The sequence below is a fragment of the Frankia sp. BMG5.60 genome, assembly GCF_059428125.1.
In genome coordinates, this window is sequence record NZ_CM182091.1 from 5,763,956 (window position 1) to 5,786,283 (window position 22,328).

A 22,328-nucleotide genomic window follows, 5' to 3' on the forward strand; every position below is an offset into this window, starting at 1 on the left:
TCACGGCGCCGGGGTGAGCCGGGCCGGCGGCGTCGGCAGCCGGTAGCCGATGCCGGCGGCGCGGGCGTGCCCGGCGCGCAGCTCGCGGTCCAGCTCGGCGAGCTCGGCGCGCACCCCGCCGCGCGTCGACCGGCCGAGCAGCGCCGGGCGGGCGCTCATCGCCGCGGGCTCGGGCGGGGCGTATCGGCCACGCAGGTACTCCCCGATCCACCGGCCCTGCGCGCCGGCCAGCTCCGGGGAGCCGCCGACGTGGAAGACCCAGGCGGCCGCCAGGTCGAACACGCCGCCGAAACGGGGCGAGTCCGGCCCGCCCGGCCCCAGCCGGGCCGTGTCGTCGCCCAGCACGACCGCGTCGAAGACGCCGAGCAGGTCGCCCCCCGCCTCGGCTCCCGCGGCCGCCACCGCGGCGGCCGGGGACGCGGATGTCGCCGGGGGCCGGGGATCGGCCCGCACGCCATGGACCTCGAAGGGCGGCGCCGCCGGGCCGGTCGCCGTGAGACGCAGGGTGCCGGGCGACACCGCGACGACCTGGTCGGCGCAGCCGTACGCGGCGAGGCGGGCGTGGGCGGCGGGCGGCACGGGACCGGGGCAGAAGGCGGCGACCGCGAGCCCCCCGTCGACGAGGGAGATCGTCGCGGCGGCGGTGGCCGCGTCCACGCCGAGGACGGCGACCCGGGGAAGACCTGTCACGCTGGGGCACTCTAGTGGCGCCGCGCGGGGGCCTTCGCACTACGGTGAAGACATGAGCGTCGTCAAGATCAATGCGCTGACCGTGCCCGCCGAAATGCGGGCTGCCCTGGAATCGCGGTTCGCCGGCCGGGCCGGGATGGTCGAGCAGGCCGACGGGTTCGAGTGGTTCGAGTTGCTGCGCCCGATCGAGGGAACGGACACCTACCTCGTCTACACCCGCTGGCGTAGCGAGGAGGACTTCCAGAAGTGGCAGTCCTCGCAGGCGTTCGAGGAGGGCCACCGCCGGGCGGCCGCCGAGGCCGCAGCCGCCACGGGCGCGCCGGCCGGGCAGGGCGCGCCGGCCGGTCACGGCGGGGGTGCCGGTCACGGCGGGGGTGCCGGTCACGGCGCGGCGGGCGGTCACGGTGGTGCCGGCGCTCCCGCGGCAACCGGGGCCACGCTTTGGTCGTTCGAGGTGGTGCAGTCGGCGGCGCCCGGCTCCGACTGAGCCCGGCGCCGACTGAGCCCGGCGCCGGGGGCCGGCTCGTGCTCAGTCGTGGTGGCTGGCGTCGGTGACCTCGCCGACGAACTGCTCGACCACGTCCTCCATCGCGATGACGCCGACGGTCGTCCCCGCCGCGTCGACGACCCGGCCCAGGTGGCTGCCGGCGCGCTGCATGCGGCGCAGCACCTGGTCCAGGGGCGTGTCCGTGGCCAGCTCCACCATCTCGTGCAGCCGTACCGGGGCCAGCGGGGTGTCGAGGTCGCCGGGCGCGATCCCCAGCACGTCCTTGGCGTGCAGGAACCCCGCGATCTCGTGGCCGCCGCCGGCGGCACCCGGACCGGAGCCGGAGCCGGACCCGGCGTCGCGGCCAGGGGCTGGGGTGGTCCCGGCGTCGGGCACCCGCACCGGGAACCGGGAGTAGCCGGTGCGGGCGACGACATCCTCCAGCTCGCGGGCGGTGGTCGTCCAGGCGATCGTCACGGCCTGCGCGAGCGGGATCATCACCGTGCCCGCGTCCCGGTCGGACAGCTCCAGGGCGCTGGTAAGCCGCTCGTGCTCGGCCTGTTCGAGCAGCCCCTCCTGCTTCGACTCGGCGATGATGGCGGCCAGCTCCTGCGGGGTGTAGGCGGAGGCGAGCTCGTCGCGGGGTTCGACCCCCAGCAGCCGCAGCACCCGGTTGGCGAAGGTGTTCAGCAGGAGCACGAACGGCGAGGTGGCCCGGGCGAAGGCGATCAGGGGCGGCCCGAGCCAGACCAGGGCCCGTTCAGGTCCGGCGATCGACAGGTTCTTCGGCACGATCTCGCCGAGCACCATGTGCAGCGCGGACACGATCGTCAGCGCGACGGCGAAGGCGATCGCGTGCTGCGCCGCCTCGGGGACGGCGAGCGCGTCGAGCAGATCCGTCAGCAGCCCCGCGACGGCCGGCTCGGCGACGGCCCCGAGGGCCAGCGAGCACAGCGTGATGCCGAGCTGGGTCGCGGCGAGCAGCGGTGAGAGGTGCTCCAGGGCGCCGATGACCGAGCGGGCCCGCTTGTCGCCGGCCTCGACCATGGGTTCCAGCCGGTCGCGGCGCGCGGAGACGAAGGCGAACTCGGCGCCGACGAAGAACGCGTTGCCGGCGATCAGCGCGAGCCCGGCGAGCAGCGCGAGCAGGGTCAAGGTCCGCTCTCCGCCTGGGACCGCCGGATCTGCCGGGTCTGCCGTGCCTCGGGCGTCTGTCGTGCCTTGGGCGCCTGCGGGGGCGGGGCGGACAGCCGCACCCGGTCGATGCGGTGCCGATCGACCGCCACGACCGTCAGGGTGACGCCGTCGACCTCCACCTGCTCCCCGACCGTGCCGAGATGGCCGAGGCGGGCGAGCACCAGCCCGGCGACCGTCTCGTACGGCCCGTCGGGCAGCCTAACGCCGGTGGCGTCGACCGCCTCGTCGGGTCGCAGCAGCCCGGACAGCAGCCAGGATCGCGGCCCGTCGGGCACCACGCCGGGGGTGCTCGGCAGGTCGTGCTCGTCCGACACCTCGCCGACCAGCTCCTCGACGAGGTCCTCCAGGGTGACGATCCCGGCGTTCCCGCCGTACTCGTCGATGACGGCGGCGAGCTGCAGCCCGTGCCGGCGCAGCCGGGAGAGCAGCGCGTCGCAGCCCAGCGACGCGGGCACGAGCAGCGGCGGAACCATGATCTCGCGCACGTTCACCGTGGCGCGGCGCGCGGCCGGGATCCTGAAGACGTCCTTGACGTGCACGACCCCGACCACGCCGTCGACGTCGCCGGCCCGGTCCCCGTCGGCGCGCTCTCCCTCGGCCCGTCCCCGCACCGGGAACCGGGAATGACCTGACTGCTGCGCCACCTGAAGCAGATCGGCGACGTGCATGTCGGCGTCGGCCCAGACGGTCCGGACCCGCGGGGTCATCACGTCGGCGGCGTGGCGGTCACCGAAGCGCAGCGATCGCCGCAGCAGCGCGGCCGTCGTGGTCGGCAGGGTGCCCTGGCGGGCGGAGGCCCGCACGATCGAGCCGAGTTCGGCGGGGGACCGCCCGGCGTGCATCTCGTCCTGGGGCTCCACCCCCAGGGCGCGCAGGATCGCATTGGCGACCCCGTTCAGCAGCCTGATGAGCGGACCACATACCCGGGAGAACCCGACCTGCGGCCAGGAGACGGCCCGGCCCACCCGCAGCGGCTCGCTGATCGCCCAGTTCTTCGGCACCAGTTCGCCGAAGACCATCTGGCTCACGGTCGCGACGAACAGGGCGAGGGCGAGTGCGAGCACCGAGCTGGGCGTGTCCGGCAGGCCGACGGCGTGCAGCGCCGGATGGATGAGGGCGGCCAGCGCCGGCTCGGCGAGGTAGCCGACGGCCAGCGAGGTCACCGTGATGCCGAGCTGCGCGCCGGAGAGCTGGAACGACAGCGAGCGCACGGCCGCCGGCAGGGCCTGGGATCGCCGGTCACCGGCGCGGGCGGCCTGCTCCGCCTGGTGCGGCTCGACCGCGACGAGGGCGAACTCCGCCGCCACGAACAGCGCGTTGGCGGCGATCAGCACCACGACGATCGCAAGGTAGACGATCGCCTGGATCACCCGGCGCCGCCGCTCCTGGCAGGCATGGCAGGTCTCATGGCCTCGATGCCAGCCGTCAGGCCGGGCAGGTGGCGCCCCGCGTTCACCGGGGGGTCCCTTCTGTAGGCGGGCCGTCCGGCTTGGGACGGTTGGACAGATGGAGAGTCGGTGATGCTGGCGAGTGAACACCGAGGGGCTGACCGCCGGTTCCGCCCGCGACGCTGCGGCCTGCAGGGGCCGATGGTGCTGCGCTACCCGGCGACGCCGGGCCGCACACCGTGGCAGGGGCAGGGCCCCGGCCCGAGGCGTCCGGTCTGTGCCGGTTGGCGCGCGGGCGGCGAGGCGCGTCGAGGTTTCGGGGCGCCAAGTGTTGTGACCACACGATTACGCATCCACACTGATTGGTGTGGCACACGTACTTGCGGTAGCGAACCAGAAGGGTGGCGTCGCCAAGACGACCTCCGTGTCCAGCCTCGGCGCCGCGCTGAGCGAGCTGGGTCACCGCGTCCTGCTGGTGGATCTCGACCCACAGGCGTGCCTGACCTTCTCGCTCGGCCTGGATCCCGACACCCTCGAGCTGTCCGTGCACGACGTGCTCCTCGGTCGGCTCTCCGCGGGCATCGTGATCGCCAGGACCTCCGACGGCATGGACCTGCTGCCCGCGACGATCGAGCTGGCCGGTTGCGAGGCGGTGCTGCTGTCGCGCACCGGCCGCGAGCACGCGCTGCGGCTCGCCCTCGCCGAGGTGATCGACGCCTACGACTTCGTGCTCGTCGACTGCCCGCCGTCGCTGGGCGTGCTCACCATCAACGGGCTCACCGCCGCCGACGAGGTGATCGTGCCGCTGCAGTGCGAGACGCTGTCGCACCGCGGCGTCGGCCAGCTCCTCGACACGGTGCACGACGTGCAGCGGCTGACGAATCCGGGCCTCGGGGTCCGCGGCGTCCTGCCGACGCTGTTCGACGGGCGGACGGCGCACTGCCGGGCCGTGCTCGCCGACGTCTCCGCGCGGTACGACATCGCCGTGCTCACGCCGCCGATCGCCCGCTCCGTGCGGTTCGCCGAGGCGCCGGGCACGGGCCGGTCGATCCTGTCGACGGCGCGGCGCTCCAAGGGCGCCGAGGCCTATCGGGCGCATGCCCGGGCCATCGCCGTGACGGTCGGAACCGGGCCGCTCAGGGCCGAGCCCCCCGAGGCTGTGCCCCCCGAGGCTGTGGCGCTCGAGCCGGTGCCCCTTGAGCCGGTGCCCCTTGAGCCGGTGCCCCTTGAGGCGGGGGCCCTTGAGGCGGGGGCACTCGAAGCGGTTCGGGTCGGACAGGTGCCGGTCGGGGTCAATGGAGCCCGGGGGTGAGTGTGGGGCCGAGCGGCCCGTCGCGGTCGCCGCGCGCCCAGCAGCGCGCCTCCGCCGGGTTCGACCGGCTGCGCCCGCGCGGTTCCCGACCACCGGTGGTGACGCCGACCCCGTCGGGCCCGGCGGTGGGACGGGACGCGCACGGCAAGCGCGCGCTGTACAGCGGGCTGCGGCCGACGACCCCGCCGAACACGAGCCTGCGCGTCGAGTGTTCCCGTTGCGGGCAGACGAGCCTGCTCGGTGCGTGGCAGGCGCTGCGGATTCTCACCCCCAGCGTCCACCTGCCGCTGGTGCGCCCGCGGCATCCCTCGTTGCTGCGCTGCCCGACCTGCCGGCGGATGAGCTGGGTGCGCCTCGGGCTGCACCTGCGGCCGGCGGGCTGAGCAGCTCCCGCGGGGGAGTCCCAACGCCGGGCCAGGGGGCCACGCGGGCCGGCGTTGGACGGGATGAGCGGGCTGGCGGTCCGTCCGGTCAGGCGGACTCGGCCCGCGGAGACTCGTCGTCGAGCGCGCCGATCGAGCTGATCGCGTCGCCGTCGGCCTCCGTGAGCTCGGTGGCCGCACCGGAGCCGCGCCCACGGTTGCCGCGGCGGCGACGGCGACGGCGGACCGGCTCGCCGGCCGCCTCCGGGGACAGCGCCGAGACGACGTGCGCGGTGTCGGCGGTGCCGTCAGAGGTGTCGAGGTCGAGGTCCAGATCCAGGCCCGGTGCCGTGCCCGCCGGGTCGTCCTGCTCGCTGCCGTCGGCGGCGATGGTCAGGCCGGTCGCGGCGGCCGCGGCGCCACCACCGCGGGTGCGGCGACGGGTACGGGTGCGGGCCGGCACCGGCAGGTTGTCCGCCGGGGACGCCTCGCGCCCGGAACGCGCCCCGCGGCGCCCACCACGACGGGACTCGCCGAGGTCCTCGAGGTCCTCCGCGTCGAGCCCGGCGCGGGTGCGCGCGGCGTGCGGAAGGGTGCCCTTGGCCTCGGTCGGGATGCCGAGCGCCTCGTACAGGTGCGGCGAGGTGGAGTAGGTCTCGAGCGGGCCCTCGAACGGCAGCGCGAGCGCCTTGTTCACCAGCGTCCACCGGGGCAGGTCGTCCCAGTCGACGAACGTGACGGCGACGCCGCTCTCGCCGGCACGGCCGGTGCGGCCGATCCGGTGCAGGTAGACGTTCTCGTCCTCGGGGCACTGGTAGTTCACCACGTGGGTGACGCCGCTGATGTCGATGCCGCGGGCAGCCACGTCGGTGGCGACGAGGACGTCGACCTTGCCGGCCCGGAACGCGCGCAGCGCCTGCTCGCGCTGGCCCTGCCCGAGGTCGCCGTGCACGGCGGCGGCGGCGAACCCGCGCTTGTCCAGGTCCTCGGCGACCTTGTCCGCGGTGCGGCGAGTGCGCACGAACACCATCGCGAGCCCGCGGCCACCCGCCTGCAGGACGCGGGCGAGCACCTCCATCTTGTCCAGCGCGTGGGCGCGGAAGACGTGCTGGTGCGTGGTCGGCACCGTGCGCGTCTCGTCCGGCTGCTCGGCGCGGACGTGCACCGGCCGCTGCATGAACCGCCGGGCCAGCGAGATGACCGGGCCGGGCATGGTCGCGGAGAACAGCATGGTCTGCCGGCTGGTCGGGAGCTGCGCCATGATGCGCTCGACGTCGGGCAGGAAGCCAAGGTCGAGCATCTCGTCGGCCTCGTCGAGCACCAGCGTGCGCACGCCGGCGAGGTCGAGCACCCGCTGCCGGGCGAGGTCGAGCAGCCGGCCCGGCGTGCCGACGACGATGTCGACACCGGCGCGCAGCGCGGTGAGCTGCGGCTCGTAGGCGCGGCCGCCGTAGACGGACAGCACCCGAAGGCCGCGGCCCGCGCCGGCGCGGGTGACGTCGGACGTCACCTGGACGCACAGTTCCCGGGTCGGCACGACGATGAGGGCCTGCGGCCGCCCGTCGGCGCCCTCCTTCGCCGCCAGCACCGTCTGGACTACGGGGATGCCGAAGGCGAGGGTCTTGCCGGTGCCGGTACGGGCCTGACCGATGATGTCGTTGCGGGCCAGGGCGAGCGGAAGCGTCAGCTCCTGGATGGGAAAAGCATGCACAATGCCCGCTTCGGTCAGCGCCTCGACCGTCTCGGGGCGAACCCCGAGGTCGGCGAAGGTGGGCGCGGCCGGTGTTGCGGGCGTGTCGGTCAGGGGTTGGGAGGTGGGTAGATCATCCGAGGGTGCTGCGGCTGTGACGGACAGCGGGACGCTCCTGGTCTTCTCTGAGCGGTGTCTACGCTGAACCCGCTCGCGGTGAGCCGCGCGGCGCCCGCGACCCGAAGTCCATGTGCCCCGGCGCCATAGGTGGCTACTCTGGGTGCACAGGTGACGAGGCGACGCCTGCTACGCGACAGCCGAGGTGACATAATGACCTCTGGCTACGACCTAGCATAGCTGGTGTGTACGCCGAGTGGGGGCTCCTTGGCCGAGGTTTGCCGACAGCGACGGCGGCAGGTGCCAGAATCGCGCCTGTGACGCAGACATCCTCCCCGCTGACCGACGCGCCCGGACCGGACCTGGCGGGCCAGCCGGACCAGGCGACCGTCGACCTGCTGGGCCTGCTCGCCTACGGCGAGCTGACCGCCTTCGAGCGGATGGCCACTGACGCGCGGATGTCCCCGACTCTCGGTGACAAGATCGCCCTCGCGGCCATGGCTGCCGCCGAGTTCTCCCACTTTCAGGCCATCTGCGGGGAACTGGATCGGCTCGGCGTCGACCGCGAGCACGCGATGGCGCCGTTCATCGGCCCGCTGACCGCGTTCCACAACTCGACCGCCCCGGCCGACTGGTTGGAGAGCCTGGTCAAGGCGTACGTGGGCGACAACATCGCGGCCGACTTCTACCGCGAGATCGCCGCGCGACTGCCCTCGCCGTCGCGGGAACTGGTGCTGAATGTGCTCGACGACACCGGCCACGCCGCGTTCGCGGTGGACCGGGTGCGGGCGGCGATCGAGGCCAACCCGACGGTCGCCGGCCGCCTCGCGCTGTGGGCCCGCCGGTTGGTCGGCGAGGCGCTCACCCAGGCGCAGCGGGTGGGGGTCGACCGGGACGCGCTGACCGGCCTGCTGGTCGGGGTCGGCGACCTGGACGCGCTGGCGGCGATCTTCAACCGCCTCATGGCCGCGCACGGCCGCCGGATGGCGGCCCTGGGCCTGTCGGCCTGATCACCCGACCCCTCATCGCGTGTCCGCCTGATCGCCTGCCGGGCGTGCCGGGCGGACAGGCCGCACGGCACGCCGAGCTCGCGATCAGCCTTCGATCAACCGCCGAAACCCACGCGCCGCGGCCCGCCGGCGGCGATCTCCACGTAGGCCAGGGACGCGACCGGAACCACCACCTGCCGACCCTTGTCGTCGGTGAGGGTCAGCACGCCGTTGTCGGCCTTGACTGCCTCTCCCACCAACGCGGCGAGGGCCTCCGCCGACTGGTCGCTCTCCAGCACCAGTTCCCGGCTGACCTGCCGCACGCCGATCTTGACCTCCACCGATGACCTCCGCCTTCGTCGGACCTACCGCCGGCGGACACCCGCCGCCGAGGTTGGATCACCGCCCACACTATGGCTTCCGGGACTTCTCCACCGGGACGGGAACGGCGTGTTCGCTCCCGGCACACCCGGCGCTCACCGGTCCGTCCGCGGCCCCTCGCGCGTGGGCCGAGGGTCCTGCGGGTCGGCGCGGGGATCGCGGTGGTCCTGGTGGAGGTCGACGTGCTGGTCGTCGTGGTGGTCCTGACGGGGGTACCCGCCGATGCCGCGCCAGGCCAGCTCCACCATCGACTCGATGGCCCGCTCCTTCGCCACGGTGCCGCCGCGGACCAGCCACCACCGGGAGGCCGTCTCGGCGAGCCCCACCAGCCCGACGGCGAGCAGGTCGGCCTCGTCCTGGGTCAGCCCGGTGTCGGCGACGATGGTCGCCGCGATGGAACGCACGCACTGGGCGAACGCGGTCTCGATGCGCTGGCGAACCGCGGGCACGCTGCGCAGGTCGGACTCCAGCACGAGCTGGTGGGCCCCGGACGGATCGTTGACGAAGTCGAAGTACGCGCGCACCGAACGCGCGATGCGCGCGTGGTTGTCGGTGGTCGACGCGAGCGCCTCCTGCACGCTCGTGACGAGCTGGGTGGTGTGCTCGTCGAGCAGCGCGAGGTACAGCTCCAGCTTGCCCGGGAAGTGCTGGTAGAGCACCGGCTTGCTGACGCCCGCCCGCTCGGCGATCTCGTCCATCGCGGCGGCGTGGTAGCCCTGGGCGACGAAGACCTCGCGGGCGGCTCCGAGGAGCTGGAAGCGGCGGGCGGTGCGGGGTAGCCGGGGAGTGCGTCCCGGGCGCGTGCCGGGCGAGGCTGGCTCGGCGGTCACCGGCGCACCTCCTGGTCGATGTGGTCAAACCCTACCCGCGGACACCGGCGCGGCGGGGGGCACCGGAACGCGATCACCGGGCCCCGGGGCCGGCCCACTGTCGCACAGCGAGCCGGCCCGGCGTCCGGTATGGCGAAGGCCGGGCGGCGGGGTCAGCGGTCGTAGTCGTCCTCGTCGGTCTCGACGACGATGCTCTGCTCGACGACGTCGAACTCGTCGGCCTCACTCGGCGGCGCGGGGAGCACGGGAGGTGCGCCCGCCGGCGGGCGCACCTCCCGTGCCTGCTCGGCCGAGTCGGCGTCCGGCGCCTCCAGGGGAAGGCCGGAGGCCGGCAGATCGGTGGGAACTCCCATGGGGACGTCCTCCTGCGCTCGTCGGGGTGGCTGCCCGCCGCGGCGGGCGCCGGATTCGGTCCGGAACCCGGGCCGGGTCCGGATCGCGATGTGCCCGGGATCGGGCCGTCTCACGCGGAACCATCCGACCCGCCCGGTCGGGCCGATCGCCCGCCGCCGGACGGGTCCGTGTGCAGGGGAGCGAACAGGTCCCCGTGCTCGGCGACCCGCCGCAGCACTTCGTCCGCGGTGAAGGTCAGATCCTCGGGGTGCCGGCAGTCGCGGACCTCCGCCCAGGTCACCGGGGTGGAGACGGTGGGGCGTTCCCGCCCGCGCAGCGAGTAGACGCTCACTGTCGTCTTGGCCGGGTTGTTCTGCGACCAGTCGAGCAGCACCCGGCCGCCGCGCAGATCCTTGCGCATGTTCGCGACGACGAGGTCGGGATGTTCGCGTTCCAGCCGGGTGGCCACCGCGCGCATGTCCGCCCGGACCTGCATGGCGGTCCGCCTGTCGGTCACCCGTCCATATACCTGCAGGCCCTTGGACCCGCTGGTCTTCACGCACAGCGGCTCGGGCAGAACCTCGCGCAGCAGCAGGGCCACCCGGGCGCAGTCGACCACCGTGGCCGGCGCGCCCGGGTCCAGGTCGGCGATGACGAGGTCGGGCAGCCCGGTCGAGATCCGCCACATCGGGGTGTGCAGTTCGAGCGCCGCGAGGTTGGCCAGCCACACCAGGGTGGCGCGGTCGGTGGCGACGAGGTAGTCGATCGTCGAACGGTCCTTCGTCGACCCGGGCGAGGGCAGTCGCGCGGTGGTGGTCCAGTCGGGCCGGTGCGAGGGCGCGTTCTTGGTGAAGAAACTCGACTCCGCGACACCGTTCGGGAAGCGGACGACGGTCAGCGGCCGGTCCGCCAGGTGCGGCACGGCGACCTCGCTGATCCGGTGGTAGTAGTCGATGACCTGGGCCTTCGTGAAGCCGGTGGCCGGGTAGAGGACCTTGTCCAGGTTGGACAGCCGTAGCTGCCGGCCGTCGACCTCGACCGTCGTCTGGTGAACAGCGTCGCTCATCCCGGCACCGTTCCCGCCGTTCCCGTCGCTGTCCCGGGCACGCCCTCACCCCTTCCGGCCGGTGCCGACGGTGGCAACCCGGCGTCGGCCGCGCGGTGTCCCGCTCGCGATCCGCCATGCTCAGGGTCGCGTCTGCTGATAACTTTGGGCGTTTCCCTCATCTGGCTTACTCGTGGGCGTCCGGTGGGTCACCATGGTGGGTAGTCGACGTGAGGGGCGAACATGCGTTCGATCTGGAAGGGTGTGATCTCCTTCGGCCTGGTGTCGATCCCGGTCCGGCTCTACTCCGCGACGCAGGAGCGGGATGTTGCATTTCACCAGGTCAGGCGCTCGGATGGCTCCCGCGTGCGGTATCGCCGGGTGGCGGAGGCCGACGGGGACGAGGTCAACTACGCCGACATCGCCAAGGGCTACGAGCTGCCGGACGGTCAGACCGTCGTGCTCACCGACGAGGACTTCGCGAACCTGCCGTTGTCCACCTCCCGGGCGATCGATGTGCTGGAGTTCGTCCCGCTGGAGCAGGTCGACCCGATCTACTTCGCCAAGAGCTACTACATCGAACCGGACCGCACCGGCGCGAAACCCTACGTCCTGTTGCGCGACGCGCTCGCCGAATCGGGCCGCGTCGCGCTGGTGAAGATAGCTCTGCGTCAGCGCGAGCAGCTCGCGACGCTCCGGGTGCGCGACGGCGTCTTCGTCCTGGAGACGATGATCTGGCCGGACGAGGTGCGCGAGCCGGACTTCCCGTTCCTGGACGAGGACGTCGAGGTGCGCCCGCAGGAGCTGGCGATGGCCGCCTCGCTGATCGCAACCCTCGCCGCCGACTTCGATCCCACCCGGTTCACCGACGAGTACCGGGAGGCGCTGCAGTCGGTGATCGACGCCAAGATCGCCGGCCGTGAGGTGGTCAGCCCGCCAGCCAGCCCGCAGCAGGAGCCGGTCGGGGACCTGATGGCCGCGCTGCGTGCGAGTATCGCCGCCGCCCGCCGGGACCACCCGGACGGGGCCGAAGGGGCCGGCGCCGCCGCGCCCGCCGACGAGAAGGCCCCGCCGAAGGCGAGGGGCGCGGCGCCGAAGGCCGTGCCGCCGAAGGCCGCACCAGCCGAGGCCGCACCAGCCGAGGCCGCACCAGCCGAGGCCGCACCAGCCGAGGCCGCACCAGCCGAGGCCGCACCAGCCGAGGCCGCACCAGCCGAGGCCGCACCAGCCAAAATCACGTCTGCCAAGACGGCGCCAGCCAAGGGCACGGCCGCCAAGGGCTCGTCTGCCAGGAGCACTTCCGCCAAGAGCACTTCCGCCAACAACACGGCCGGGAAGGGCGCGGGCGTCAAGGACGCGGCCGCCAGAGGTGCGGCTGCCACCAGAGGTGCGGCTGCCAAGGGTGCGGCGAAGTCGAAGGCGGCGCCCCCGCGCACCGCCGCGCCCACCCGGCGCTCAGCCTGATCGGGCCGGGTGGGCGTCTGCGTGGCCAGCCGAGGCTGGCGGCCGCGGGCGGGGTCGGGGGCTAGCGGCGGAAGGCGTCCTTGGCCTTCTCGCCGGCGTCGCGCAGGTCGGCGACGCCGCGCTCGCCCCGGCCCTCGGCCCGCAGGTCCCGGTTGTCGGTGGCCTTCCCGGCCGTCTCCTTGCCCCGTCCTCGCAGCTCGTCCACCTTGTTCTTGACCTTGTCAACGAAGGACACCGCACTCAACTCCCCACGGGGTGTGGTCATCAGGTCATCGTCGGTGTACCCAGCGGGGTCCGGGGAACACGCCGGGGGTGCCAGGCGCTGCACCAATGGGAGTCGTTCCGGGCGAGGTCCGCGAGCCGAAGCGGCAGCGGGCGCACGCGGACCCGGCGCGGGATGACTCATTCCCGACGAGGCCACGCGCCGTTGTGGCATCGTCGAAGAACGACACCGAACGCGAGGAGCAAGCGTGTCCCTTCCGCCCCTGGTCGACCCCGCCGAGGGCCTGACCGTCGACGAGGTTCGCCGGTACTCCAGGCATCTGATCATCCCGGATGTCGCCATGGACGGCCAGAAGCGGCTGAAGAACGCCAGGGTGCTGGCGGTCGGCGCCGGCGGGCTCGGCTCGCCGACCCTGATGTACCTGGCGGCCGCGGGCGTCGGAACGCTCGGCATCGTGGAGTTCGACACCGTCGACGAGTCGAACCTGCAGCGCCAGATCATCCACGGCCAGTCCGACGTCGGCCGGTCGAAGGCCGAGTCGGCGCGGGACTCGGTCCTCAACATCAACCCGTACGTCAACGTGGTCCTGCACGAGACCCGCCTGGACACCTCCAACGTGATGGAGATCTTCAGCCAGTACGACCTGATCGTCGACGGGACCGACAACTTCGCCACCCGGTACCTGGTCAACGACGCGGCTGTCCTGCTCGGCAAGCCGTACGTCTGGGGCTCCATCTACCGGTTCGACGGCCAGGCCAGCGTCTTCTGGGCGGATCACGGTCCGTGCTACCGCTGCCTCTACCCAGAGCCCCCGCCCCCCGGGATGGTCCCGTCCTGCGCCGAGGGCGGCGTGCTCGGCGTGCTGTGCGCCTCGATCGCGTCCATCCAGACCACCGAGGCGATCAAGCTGTTGACCGGGATCGGCGACCCGCTGGTCGGCCGGCTGATGGTCTACGACGCCCTCGAGATGACCTACCGGTCGATCAAGGTCCGCAAGGACCCGGAGTGCCCGCTCTGCGGGAAGAACCCGTCGATCACCGAGCTGATCGACTACGAGGCGTTCTGTGGCGTCGTCTCCGAGGAGGCCCAGCTCGCGGCCGCCGGCTCGACGATCACCGCGAGCGAGCTCAAGGGCTGGCTGGACGGCGGCGAGCCGATCGAGCTGGTCGACGTCCGCGAGCCGGCCGAGTGGGAGATCGTCCGGATTCCCGGCGCCCGGCTGATTCCGAAGGGCGACCTGCCGGCCCACCTGGCCGAGCTGCCCCAGGACCGGCGCGTGGTCGTCTACTGCAAGTCCGGGGTGCGCTCCGCCGAGGCGCTCGCGACGCTCAAGGGCGCCGGGTTCTCCTCGGCCGTGCACGTCCAGGGCGGCGTGACGGCCTGGGCCACCCAGGTCGACAAGTCCCTGCCGGTCTACTGAGCCGTCCCCGCGCCCGCCGCGACGCACCGCCGGCGAGCCTGTCCGCCGGGCTCGGCACCCGGATCCGCCTCGGCGGGGACGAGCCGAGCCCGCACGCGGCCGAGGTGCTCGCCGCCGTCGCCCGGATCCCGGCGGGCAAGGTGATGACCTACGGCGACGTCGCCGAGTACGTCGGCGCGGGCACCGGCCGGACGGTCGGTGCGGCGCTGTCCCGCTACGCGGACGACGACCTGCCGTGGCACCGGGTCATCCGCTCGACCGGCGAGCCGAACCCGGCCGCGCCGGCCGAGGCGCTGCGCCGGCTCGCCGCCGAGCGCACCCCGCTGTCAGCGAACGGCGAGCGGGTCGACCTCGCCGCCGCCCGCTGGGACGGCACCCCCGCGCCGCCGCCCTGACCAGCCGCGCGCCCCCTGTGACTCCCCTCCAGAGCCGGGGCCCCGTCCGCGGCGGCGGGCCCGCCCCGCGAGGCGGTGTGTAGGGGAGCGGCCCGACCTGTCTCCTGTAGGGATAAATCGGACGCCGAGCCCTACAGAAGAACCATGGCGGCGCTTTCCCACGCATCCGCCGCGGTTCTAGCGGGCGGACAGGCCGCCGTCGGCGAGGTAGACGCTGCCGGTCACCAGCGACGCCCGGTCGGACAGCAGGAACACGGCCACCTCGGCGACCTCCTCGGCGGTGCCGAGCCGGTTCATCGGCGCCAGCAGCGCCGCGCCGCGCTGGCGGCGGCCGTCGACGTGCAGCAGCGGCGTGTCGACGAAGCCGGGCGCGACCGCGTTGACCCGGATCCGCCGCGTCGCGTACTCCAGGGCCGCGGTCTTGGTCAGCCCGATCACGCCGTGCTTCGCGGCGACGTACGGCGCGGACCCGGCGAAGCCGACCGTGCCGAACACCGAGGCCATGTTGACGATCGAGCCGCCGTCGCCGCCGTGCAGCATCGCCGTGATCTCGGCGCGCATGCTGTAGAAGACCCCGGACAGGTTGACGTCGAGCACCCGCTGCCAGTCCTCGGCGGGAGTGGTCCCGACCGGCTCGCGCCCGGCGGTGACGCCGGCGTTGTTCACCGCCAGATCGAGTCGCCCGAAGGTGCCGACGGCGGCCTGCACCGCCCGTTCGAGCGCGTCGGGATCGGTGACGTCGGCCTCCAGCGCGATCGCCGCCCCGCCGTCCCGTTCGATCAGCGCCGCCACCTCCTTGACACCGTCCGGGTGGCGATCGGTGACGACAACCTGGGCGCCCGCGCTCGCCAGCCGGCGGGCGCAGGCGGCGCCGATGCCGGATCCCGCCCCGGTCACCAGCGCGACCTTGCCGCTGCATTCGGTCATGAGCCATGACAGTGCCACGCTCCGGCCCGCGCGTGCACGTGACGTCACCCCCGGCCCACCCCCGCGCGGCGTGGCGTGGTCGGGAGCCGGCGCGAGGCTGTCGGACCCGCGTGATGTGCTGTCGGGGTGGTTGCCGCACCTGCCCCCGCCGCGCCCGCCGCGCCCACCGGCCACCGGCTCGTCCCGACGCCGGTCGCGCCGCCGCGCCCGTTCGTCGCCGACGCGGCGCAGCGCCGGGTCATCGAGCACCCGGGCGGCCCGCTGCTGGTGCTCGCCGGCCCGGGCACGGGCAAGACGGCCACGCTGGTCGAGGCGGTCGCCGCCCGGATCGAGGCCGGGGCGGACCCGCGGTCGATCCTGGTCCTCACCTTCAGCCGCCGGGCCGCGGGCGAGCTGCGGGAGCGGATCACCGCCCGGTTGGGCCCCGGCGGCTCCGGGGGCAGAGGCGGCTCCGGGGGCGGGGGCGGCTCCGGGGGCGGGGGCGGCTCCGGGGGTGGTCCGGGGGCGTGGACCTTCCACGCCTGGTGCCTGGCGCTGCTGCGGGCGCATGATCGGCCGGCGCCGCAGGGCGGGTTCCGGCTGCTGTCGGGCCCGGAGCGGGACACCCGGCTGCGCGAGCTCATCGAGGGCTCGCGCGAGGACGGCCGCCCCGTCTGGCCGCCGCAGCTCGCCCGCGCCCTGGGCACCCGCGGCTTCACCGAGGAGGTGCGGGCGCTGCTGGCGCGGGCCCGCGAGGTCGGCCTGGAGCCGGTGGGCCTGGCCCAGCTCGCCCGGCGCACCGACCGGCCGGACTGGGCCGCCCTCGCCGAGTTCTACGAGATGTACCTCGACGTGTTCGGCTTCGAGGGCGCGCTCGACTACGCCGACCTGGTGCACCGGGCCGTCGTCGTCGCCGAGGGCGCCGAGGCGGGCGAGGCGCTGCGCGCCCGCTACCGGCACGTCTTCGTCGACGAGTACCAGGACACCGACCCGGCGCAGGAGCGGCTGCTGCGCGCGATCGCCGGCGGCGGGCGCGACCTGGTCGTGTTCGGCGATCCCGACCAGTCCATCTACGCCTTCCGCGGGGCGGAGGTCGCCGGCCTGCTCGACTTCCCCCAGCGATTCGGCGCGCCTGGACGCGGTGCCGGCGCGCCGATCGTCGCGCTGCGCACCGGCCGGCGGATGGCGCCCGCCCCGCTGCAGGCGAGCCGGCACGTGGCCCGGCGGATCCCGGCCGCCGGGCTCCCGGTGGCCGAGATCCGGGCACACCGCGACCTGATCGGGCGCACCGACCTCGGCGCGGGCCGGGTCCAGGCCCGCACCTACCCGAGTGCCGGCGCGGAGGCGGAGGCCGTCGCCGACCTGTTGCGCCGTGAGCACCTGGAGAACGGCACCCCCTGGCCCGCGATGGCGGTCCTCGTCCGCACCGCGGACCGGATCGCTCGGCTGCGCCGGGTCCTGACCGCCGCGGGCGTGCCGGTCAGCGTGGACGGCGACGACCTGCCCGTCGCGCAGGAACCGGCCGCGGCGCTGCTGCTGCTGGCGCTGCGCTGCGCGGACGACCCCACCGGTGCGCTCACCGCCGATGCCGCCCGCACCCTGCTCACCTCCCCGCTCGGCGGCGCGGACCCGGCGGGCCTGCGCGAGCTGGGCCGCGCGCTGCGTGCCTTCGATCGCGACACCGGCGCCGGCGATCGTGACGCCGGTGCCGGGCAGCCCGCCGCGTCGGCCGAGCTGGTCCGCCGGGCCGTCGCAGATCCCGACCGCTGGCTGGTGCGCGTCGCAGACCCAATCGCCCGGCCCGCCCGCCGGGTCGGCGACCTGCTCGTCGCGGCCCGCCGGGCGCTGCGGGAGCCTTCCGGCTCGCCCGAGCAGGCGCTGTGGGCGCTGTGGTCCGCCAGCGGCTGGCAGCGGGAGCTGGTGGCGGCGTCGACGGCCGGCGGGGCGGCGGGGCGCGCGGCCGACCGCGACCTCGACGCGGTGGTGGCCCTGTTCGACGCCGTCGCCCGCCTCGCCCAGCGGCGCGGGCCCGGCACCGGCAGCGCCTCGCTGGTCGACGAGCTGGGCCGCCAGCAGATCGCCGCCGACGCCATCGCGCCGGTGGGGGAGGACGCCCGCCGCCGCGGCGTGCGGCTGCTGACCGCGCACCGCGCCAAGGGCCTGGAGTGGGACGTGGTCGCCGTCTGCGGGGTCCAGGACGGGATCTGGCCGGACCTGCGGGAGCGGCATTCGCTGCTTGGCGCCGAGCAGCTCGACGCGCCGGCCCGCGGCGGCCTGCGCCCGCCGCTGACCCGCCAGGATCTGCTCGCCGACGAACGCCGGCTGTTCTACGTCGCGCTCACCCGGGCCCGGCGGCGCCTGCTGGTGACCGCCGTCAACAGCCCGGACGACGATGGCAGCCTGCCCAGCCGGTTGCTCGACGAGCTCGGCGTCGCCGTCGAGAACGTCCCCGGCCGCCCGGCCCGGCCGTTGACCCTCGTCGGCCTCGTCGCGACGCTGCGCCGGCTGGCGACCGAGCCGACGTCCAGCCCGGCCCTGCGCGCCGCCGCCCGCCGCCGCCTCGCCGCCCTCGCCGCCGCCCGCGACGACGCCCACCGCCCGCTCGTCCCCGCCGCGCACCCGACCACCTGGTGGGGGCTGCTCGACGTGACCGACTCCGACGTGCCGGTCGTCGCGCCGGGTGCGCCCCTGCGGCTGTCCGGCTCGTCGCTGTCGAGCATCGGCACCTGCTCGCTGCGGTGGTTCCTGGAGCACGAGGCGCACGCGGTCACCGTCGCCTCCACCGCGCAGGGCTTCGGCAAGGTGGTGCACGCCCTCGCCGACGAGGTCACCACCGGGCGCACCCCGGCGGACCTCGCCGCCCTCGACGCCCGGCTCGACACCGTCTGGCGGCATCTCGACTACGAGGCCCGCTGGCGCAGCGACCAGGAGCGGGCCGCCGCCCGGGAGGCGCTGGCCCGCTTCCTGGCCTGGCACGCCGGCGAGCGAGGGCGCCGGGTCGTCGACGCGGAGGTCCGGTTCACCTGCCGGCTTCACGTCGCGGGGCGCGAGGTGATGCTGCGCGGGTTCATCGACCGGCTGGAGCTCGACGACGCCGGCCGGGTGCACGTCATCGACTTCAAGACCGGCCGGACCGCGCCCGGCCGCGCCGAGCTCGCCACCCACCCGCAGCTCGGCAGCTACCAGCTCGCCGTGCGGGCCGGCGCGCTGGACCCGGCGATCGCCGCCGCCGGCCCCGCCTCGGCGGACCCCGCGGTGCCCGGCGGCGCCGAGCTCGTCCAGCTCCGCCGCGACGCCGGGGGCGCCGGCGCCGGGCCACGCCTGCCCGGCGAGGCGCCCGGCCCGCCCGAGGTCCAGGCGCAGGAGGCCCTGCCCGCCGAGGGACCCACCTGGATGGACGATGTCCTCGGCGAGGCGGTGCGCACCATCGACGCGGAGGCGTTCCGACCGACCCCGGGCGAGCACTGCACGATGTGCACGTTCCAGACGAGCTGCCCCGCCCGCCCCGAGGGACGGCAGGTGATCGATTGAACGCGGCCGGATCCGGTCATCCTCGCCCGGCGGGTGGCCGGGGCCACCCGGGAGCCGGCGGGACGGCGGCGTCGCGCCAGCCGTTCCTGCCCGGGTTCGGCGGCGATCCGGGCGGCGACCCCGACGGCGCTCCCGCCGGTCCCCGGCTCGACCCGGAGGACCTGCGCGACCTGCTCGAGGTCCCGTACACCGACGAGCAGATCGCCGCCGCGACCGCCCCGTTGGAACCGGGGGTGATCGTCGCCGGCGCCGGCTCCGGGAAGACCTCGGTGATGGCGGCCCGGGTGGTCTGGCTCGTCGCGACCCGCCAGGTGCGCGCGGAGCAGGTGCTCGGGCTGACGTTCACCACCAAGGCGGCCGGGGAACTGGCCGGTCGGGTGCGCCTGGCGCTGCGCAAGGCGGGCGCCGCCGACCCCGGCGGCTGGTCGGGCGCGCCCGGACCGGCTGGCGACGCCGAGGTGGACGGCGAGCCCACCGTCGCCACCTACCACGCCTTCGCCGGGCGGCTCGTCGTCGACAACGCGCTGCGTCTCGGTCTCGAACCGGACATCCAGCTCCTGTCCGGGGCGGCGCGCTACCAGCTCGCCGCGCGGGTCGCCCGTGCCTACGGCGGCCCGGTGCAGGCGCTGACCCGGTCGCTGGGAGCCGTCGTCGGCGAGCTGGTCGCGCTCGACGCCGAGATGAGCGAGCACCTCATCGACCCGGCGAAGCTTGTCGGGTTCGACACCGCCTTCCTCGAGGAGGTGCTGGCCGCCCTGGACGCCGCCGGCGGTCGGCGGGGCACCAAGGGCGTGCAGGAGCGGCTGCGCCGGTTCGCGGCCGCCGCCCGAGGCCGCTCGGAGCTCGCCGCGCTCGTCGCCGACTACCGGGCCGCCCGCCGCGAGCGGGACGTGCTGGACTTCGGCGACCAGGTCACCTACGCGGCCCGTCTCGCCGAGACGATGCCGGAGGTCGGCCGTGCCGAGCGGGCCCGGGCCGCCGTCGTCCTGCTCGACGAGTACCAGGACACCTCGGTCGCCCAGCGCCGCATGCTCACCGGCCTGTTCGGCGGTGGCCATCCGGTCACCGCCGTCGGCGACCCGTGCCAGGCGATCTACGGCTGGCGGGGGGCGTCGGTGGCGAACCTCGACCACTTCCCGACCCACTTCCCGCGCGCCGACGGCCGGCCGGCCGGCGTCTACGAGCTGTCGGTGAACCAGCGCAGCGGTGGCCGGCTGCTCGACCTCGCCAACGTGGTGGCGGCCCAGTTGCGCGCGCGCCACCGGGTCGTCGAGCTGCGTCCGCGGGCCGACGTCGCCGACCGCGGCGAGACGGTTGTGGCCCTGCACCGGAGCTGGGCCGACGAGGTGGCCTGGATCGCGGGCCGGCTGCGCGCGGTGGTCGACGCGGGCACCGGCCCCGGCGACATCGCCGTCCTCGTCCGGGCCCGTGGGGACATTCCGCCGCTGCTGACCGCGTTGCAGGCCGTCGGGCTCCCGGTCGAGGTCGTCGGGCTGACCGGCCTGCTCACCGTGCCGGAGGTTGCCGAGATCGTCGCGGTGCTGGAGGTCCTCGACGCCCCCACGGCGAACGCCGCGCTCGTCCGCCTGCTCACCGGCCCGCGGGTGCGCCTCGGCGCCCGCGACCTCGCCGCGCTCGGCCGCCACGCCCGCGAGGCCGTCCGCCTCCCCCCGCCCGCCGCCGACCTCCCGCTCGCCGCCGACCGCGGTCCCGCCGATCCGGGACCTGCCGATCCGGGACCTGCCCGAGGAGTGCCCGCTCCCCGCCCCGGCAATGCCTCGGGCGTCGGCTCGCCGCCCGCCGACGCCGAGCCGGACCCGCCAGGGCGCGCCGATCCGCTGGCCGCGGCGGTGGCCGACGTCGATCCGGCGGACGTGGTCGCCATCTCCGACGTCCTCGACGACCCCGGCCCGGAGATGTCCGCCGAGGGCCGTCTGCGGGTGCGCCGGCTGGCCGCCGAGATCGCCGAGCTGCGCGCCCACGTCGGCGAGGGCCTGCTCGACCTGCTGCACCGTGTCGTCGCCACGATCGGGCTGGACGTCGAGCTCACCGCGACCGAGGCGGCCGTGCGCGCCCGCCGCCAGGAGAACGTCGCGGCCTTCCTCGACGTGGCCGCCGACTTCACCGACCCGGACGGGACGACCTCCCTGCACGCCTTCCTCGGCTTCCTGCGCGCCGCCCGGGAGCACGAGCGGGGCCTCGACGTCACCGGCCCGTCCGGGGCGGACGCGATCGCCCTGATGACGATGCACCGCTCCAAGGGCCTGGAATGGGAGGTCGTCGCCGTGCCGAACCTCAGCGAGCGGGTCTTCCCCGACGTCACCGTCCGGGATCAGTGGACGACCTCGCCCGGCGTGCTGCCCGTGCCGCTGCGCGGCGACGCGGCGGACCTGCCCGCCTTCGAGGTCTCCGACCAGAAGGCGGACCTCGACGCCTTCACGGCCGAGGTCCGCGCCTACGCCGAGCGGGAGGAACGCCGGCTCGCCTACGTCGCGGTGACCCGGGCAAAGTCGCTGCTGTTCGCCAGCGGGCACTGGTGGGGGCCGGCGCAGAAGCGCCCGCGCGGAGCGTCGGTCTTCCTGACGGAGCTCGCCGAGCACGCCCGCGGCGGCGGCGGGCGGGTCGACGCCTGGGCCCTGCGGCCCGAGGAGAAGTCGAACCCGGCCCTCGCCACCCCCCGCCAGTTCGCCTGGCCGATCCCCTACGAACCCGAGCCGTTCGCCCGCCGCGTCGAGGCGGCCCGCGACGTCCTCGCCCGGCTCGAGGCGGCGCTCATCCCGCCCCCGCTCGGCGCCGACGTCCCGCCGGCCCCCGCCCCTCCACCGCCACCGACGCCCTCTCCCGAGGGTGCGTCGGCGGTTCTGGGCGGCGTCGACCCGCCAGGGCTGACCGCGGCCGAGCGGGCGCTGCTGGCCGAGCTCGACCGCGAGGCGGAGCTGCTGCTCGCCGAGGAGCGGGCCGCCCGCGTCCCGAAGCTCGACGTGCCGATGCCGGCGAACCTCACCGCATCCGAGATCGTCCGGCTCCAGGCCGATCCGGCGGCGTTCGCCCGGGAGCTCGTCCGCCCGCTGCCGCGTCAGCCGGTCGCGGCGGCCCGCCGCGGCAGCCGCTTCCACACCTGGGTGGAGGAACTGTTCGACCACCGGGCGCTGATCGACGCCGAGGACCTGCCCGGTGCTCAGGACGCCGAGCTCACCGACGACGACCTGCGCTCGCTGCAGGAGGCGTTCCTGCGGACTCCGTACGGCTCGCGCCGGCCCGCCGCGATCGAGGAGGCCTTCGAGCTCCCCCTCGCCGGGCGGATCGTGCGCGGCCGCATCGACGCCGTCTACGACCTCGGCGACGGCCGGTGGGAGGTGATCGACTGGAAGACCGGCCAGTCGCCCGCCGACGAGCTCCAACTCGCCGTCTACCGGCTCGCCTGGGCCCGTTTGCGCGGCATCGACCCGAGCGCCGTCGACGCCGCCTTCCTCTATGTCCGCACCGGCGCCGTCGTTCGCCCGCCCCTGGTCACCGAGGACGCACTCGCCGCGCTGCTCGCCGCCCCCGAGCACGGATAGGCGCGCGC

Annotated in this window: 19 protein-coding genes; 9 read left to right on the top strand and 10 right to left on the bottom strand. The window is 75.0% G+C overall.

The features are described from left to right. Entirely contained in the window at positions 1-690 is a 690-nt protein-coding gene (locus tag AC5R91_RS23625; protein ID WP_495393510.1) for a hypothetical protein, read from the bottom strand. Positions 691-742: 52 nt separating this feature from the next. Between AC5R91_RS23625 and AC5R91_RS23630 the strand changes: the two genes are divergently transcribed. Next, on the top strand, positions 743-1,177 hold the full coding sequence (locus tag AC5R91_RS23630) for an antibiotic biosynthesis monooxygenase family protein (RefSeq protein WP_495393511.1): 435 nt from the start codon (positions 743-745) through the stop codon (positions 1,175-1,177). A gap of 42 nt (positions 1,178-1,219) precedes the next feature. On the opposite strand, the gene AC5R91_RS23635 is transcribed toward AC5R91_RS23630, so the two are convergent. Together AC5R91_RS23635 and AC5R91_RS23640 are read right to left on the bottom strand one after the other, a co-directional pair. Further along, positions 1,220-2,332, bottom strand: coding sequence for a hemolysin family protein (locus AC5R91_RS23635; RefSeq protein WP_495393512.1), 1,113 nt, complete (start codon positions 2,330-2,332; stop codon positions 1,220-1,222). Further along, complete coding sequence (locus tag AC5R91_RS23640; protein WP_495393513.1) at positions 2,329-3,744, bottom strand: hemolysin family protein; 1,416 nt, start codon at positions 3,742-3,744, stop codon at positions 2,329-2,331. The genes AC5R91_RS23635 and AC5R91_RS23640 overlap by 4 nt, the downstream gene beginning before the upstream one ends. A 385-nt stretch (positions 3,745-4,129) precedes the next feature. Between AC5R91_RS23640 and AC5R91_RS23645 the strand changes: the two genes are divergently transcribed. Together AC5R91_RS23645 and AC5R91_RS23650 are read left to right on the top strand one after the other, a co-directional pair. Next, positions 4,130-5,074 carry a ParA family protein gene (locus AC5R91_RS23645; protein ID WP_495393514.1) on the top strand — a complete coding sequence of 315 codons (945 nt, stop codon included), beginning with the start codon at positions 4,130-4,132 and terminating at the stop codon, positions 5,072-5,074. Further along, positions 5,071-5,457, top strand: a complete 387-nt coding sequence (locus tag AC5R91_RS23650) for a hypothetical protein (protein ID WP_495393515.1) — start codon at positions 5,071-5,073, stop codon at positions 5,455-5,457. The genes AC5R91_RS23645 and AC5R91_RS23650 overlap by 4 nt, the downstream gene beginning before the upstream one ends. A gap of 88 nt (positions 5,458-5,545) precedes the next feature. Here the strand turns inward: AC5R91_RS23650 and AC5R91_RS23655 are convergent, their stop codons facing one another. Then, positions 5,546-7,147 (bottom strand): DEAD/DEAH box helicase, encoded by a 1,602-nt coding sequence (locus AC5R91_RS23655; protein WP_495393516.1) that lies wholly within the window; start codon positions 7,145-7,147, stop codon positions 5,546-5,548. Between the two features lie 413 nt (positions 7,148-7,560). Between AC5R91_RS23655 and AC5R91_RS23660 the strand changes: the two genes are divergently transcribed. Then, positions 7,561-8,253, top strand: coding sequence for a ferritin-like fold-containing protein (locus AC5R91_RS23660; RefSeq protein ID WP_495393518.1), 693 nt, complete (start codon positions 7,561-7,563; stop codon positions 8,251-8,253). A 95-nt stretch (positions 8,254-8,348) separates the two neighbouring features. Here AC5R91_RS23660 and AC5R91_RS23665 read toward each other — a convergent pair whose 3' ends face one another. The 4 genes from AC5R91_RS23665 to ligD form a co-directional block, all read right to left on the bottom strand. Next, positions 8,349-8,573, bottom strand: a complete 225-nt coding sequence (locus tag AC5R91_RS23665; RefSeq protein WP_044888299.1) for a DUF3107 domain-containing protein — start codon at positions 8,571-8,573, stop codon at positions 8,349-8,351. Between the two features lie 135 nt (positions 8,574-8,708). Continuing rightward, the gene (locus AC5R91_RS23670) at positions 8,709-9,443 is read right to left on the bottom strand and encodes a TetR/AcrR family transcriptional regulator (RefSeq protein WP_495393519.1); all 735 of its coding nucleotides are present in this window, start codon (positions 9,441-9,443) and stop codon (positions 8,709-8,711) included. A gap of 152 nt (positions 9,444-9,595) precedes the next feature. Then, positions 9,596-9,796 (bottom strand): Rv3202a family protein, encoded by a 201-nt coding sequence (locus AC5R91_RS23675; RefSeq protein ID WP_495393520.1) that lies wholly within the window; start codon positions 9,794-9,796, stop codon positions 9,596-9,598. Between the two features lie 110 nt (positions 9,797-9,906). Beyond that, on the bottom strand, positions 9,907-10,842 hold the full coding sequence (gene ligD, locus AC5R91_RS23680) for a non-homologous end-joining DNA ligase (RefSeq protein ID WP_495393521.1): 936 nt from the start codon (positions 10,840-10,842) through the stop codon (positions 9,907-9,909). A 222-nt stretch (positions 10,843-11,064) separates the two neighbouring features. Between ligD and ku the strand changes: the two genes are divergently transcribed. Then, positions 11,065-12,285, top strand: a complete 1,221-nt coding sequence (gene ku / locus AC5R91_RS23685; protein ID WP_495393522.1) for a non-homologous end joining protein Ku — start codon at positions 11,065-11,067, stop codon at positions 12,283-12,285. A gap of 61 nt (positions 12,286-12,346) precedes the next feature. On the opposite strand, the gene AC5R91_RS23690 is transcribed toward ku, so the two are convergent. Beyond that, on the bottom strand, positions 12,347-12,550 hold the full coding sequence (locus AC5R91_RS23690; protein WP_495393523.1) for a CsbD family protein: 204 nt from the start codon (positions 12,548-12,550) through the stop codon (positions 12,347-12,349). Between the two features lie 205 nt (positions 12,551-12,755). Between AC5R91_RS23690 and moeZ the strand changes: the two genes are divergently transcribed. Together moeZ and AC5R91_RS23700 are read left to right on the top strand one after the other, a co-directional pair. Beyond that, complete coding sequence (moeZ, locus tag AC5R91_RS23695; RefSeq protein ID WP_495393524.1) at positions 12,756-13,928, top strand: adenylyltransferase/sulfurtransferase MoeZ; 1,173 nt, start codon at positions 12,756-12,758, stop codon at positions 13,926-13,928. 38 nt (positions 13,929-13,966) lie between these two features. After that, complete coding sequence (locus AC5R91_RS23700) at positions 13,967-14,323, top strand: MGMT family protein (protein ID WP_495398039.1); 357 nt, start codon at positions 13,967-13,969, stop codon at positions 14,321-14,323. A 177-nt stretch (positions 14,324-14,500) separates the two neighbouring features. Here the strand turns inward: AC5R91_RS23700 and AC5R91_RS23705 are convergent, their stop codons facing one another. Continuing rightward, positions 14,501-15,250 carry an SDR family NAD(P)-dependent oxidoreductase gene (locus AC5R91_RS23705; RefSeq protein WP_495393525.1) on the bottom strand — a complete coding sequence of 250 codons (750 nt, stop codon included), beginning with the start codon at positions 15,248-15,250 and terminating at the stop codon, positions 14,501-14,503. 126 nt (positions 15,251-15,376) lie between these two features. On the opposite strand from AC5R91_RS23705, the gene AC5R91_RS23710 reads away from it, so the two are divergent. Next, positions 15,377-18,760: an ATP-dependent helicase gene (locus AC5R91_RS23710; protein WP_495393526.1), complete on the top strand. Its 3,384-nt coding sequence runs from the start codon at positions 15,377-15,379 to the stop codon at positions 18,758-18,760. After that, a complete protein-coding gene (locus AC5R91_RS23715; RefSeq protein WP_495393527.1) occupies positions 18,757-22,320 on the top strand; it encodes an ATP-dependent helicase in 3,564 nt (1,187 codons plus the stop codon). The genes AC5R91_RS23710 and AC5R91_RS23715 overlap by 4 nt, the downstream gene beginning before the upstream one ends. Positions 22,321-22,328: the final 8 nt, after the last annotated feature.

Excerpts from the sequence above, each read along its gene's own strand:
- AC5R91_RS23630 (WP_495393511.1), top strand. The coding sequence starts at position 743 with ATGAGCGTCGTCAAGATCAATGCGCTGACCGTGCCCGCCGAAATGCGG.
- AC5R91_RS23675 (WP_495393520.1), bottom strand. The coding sequence starts at position 9,796 with ATGGGAGTTCCCACCGATCTGCCGGCCTCCGGCCTTCCCCTGGAGGCG.
- ligD (WP_495393521.1), bottom strand. The coding sequence starts at position 10,842 with ATGAGCGACGCTGTTCACCAGACGACGGTCGAGGTCGACGGCCGGCAG.
- ku (WP_495393522.1), top strand. The coding sequence starts at position 11,065 with ATGCGTTCGATCTGGAAGGGTGTGATCTCCTTCGGCCTGGTGTCGATC.
- AC5R91_RS23690 (WP_495393523.1), bottom strand. The coding sequence starts at position 12,550 with ATGACCACACCCCGTGGGGAGTTGAGTGCGGTGTCCTTCGTTGACAAG.
- AC5R91_RS23705 (WP_495393525.1), bottom strand. The coding sequence starts at position 15,250 with ATGACCGAATGCAGCGGCAAGGTCGCGCTGGTGACCGGGGCGGGATCC.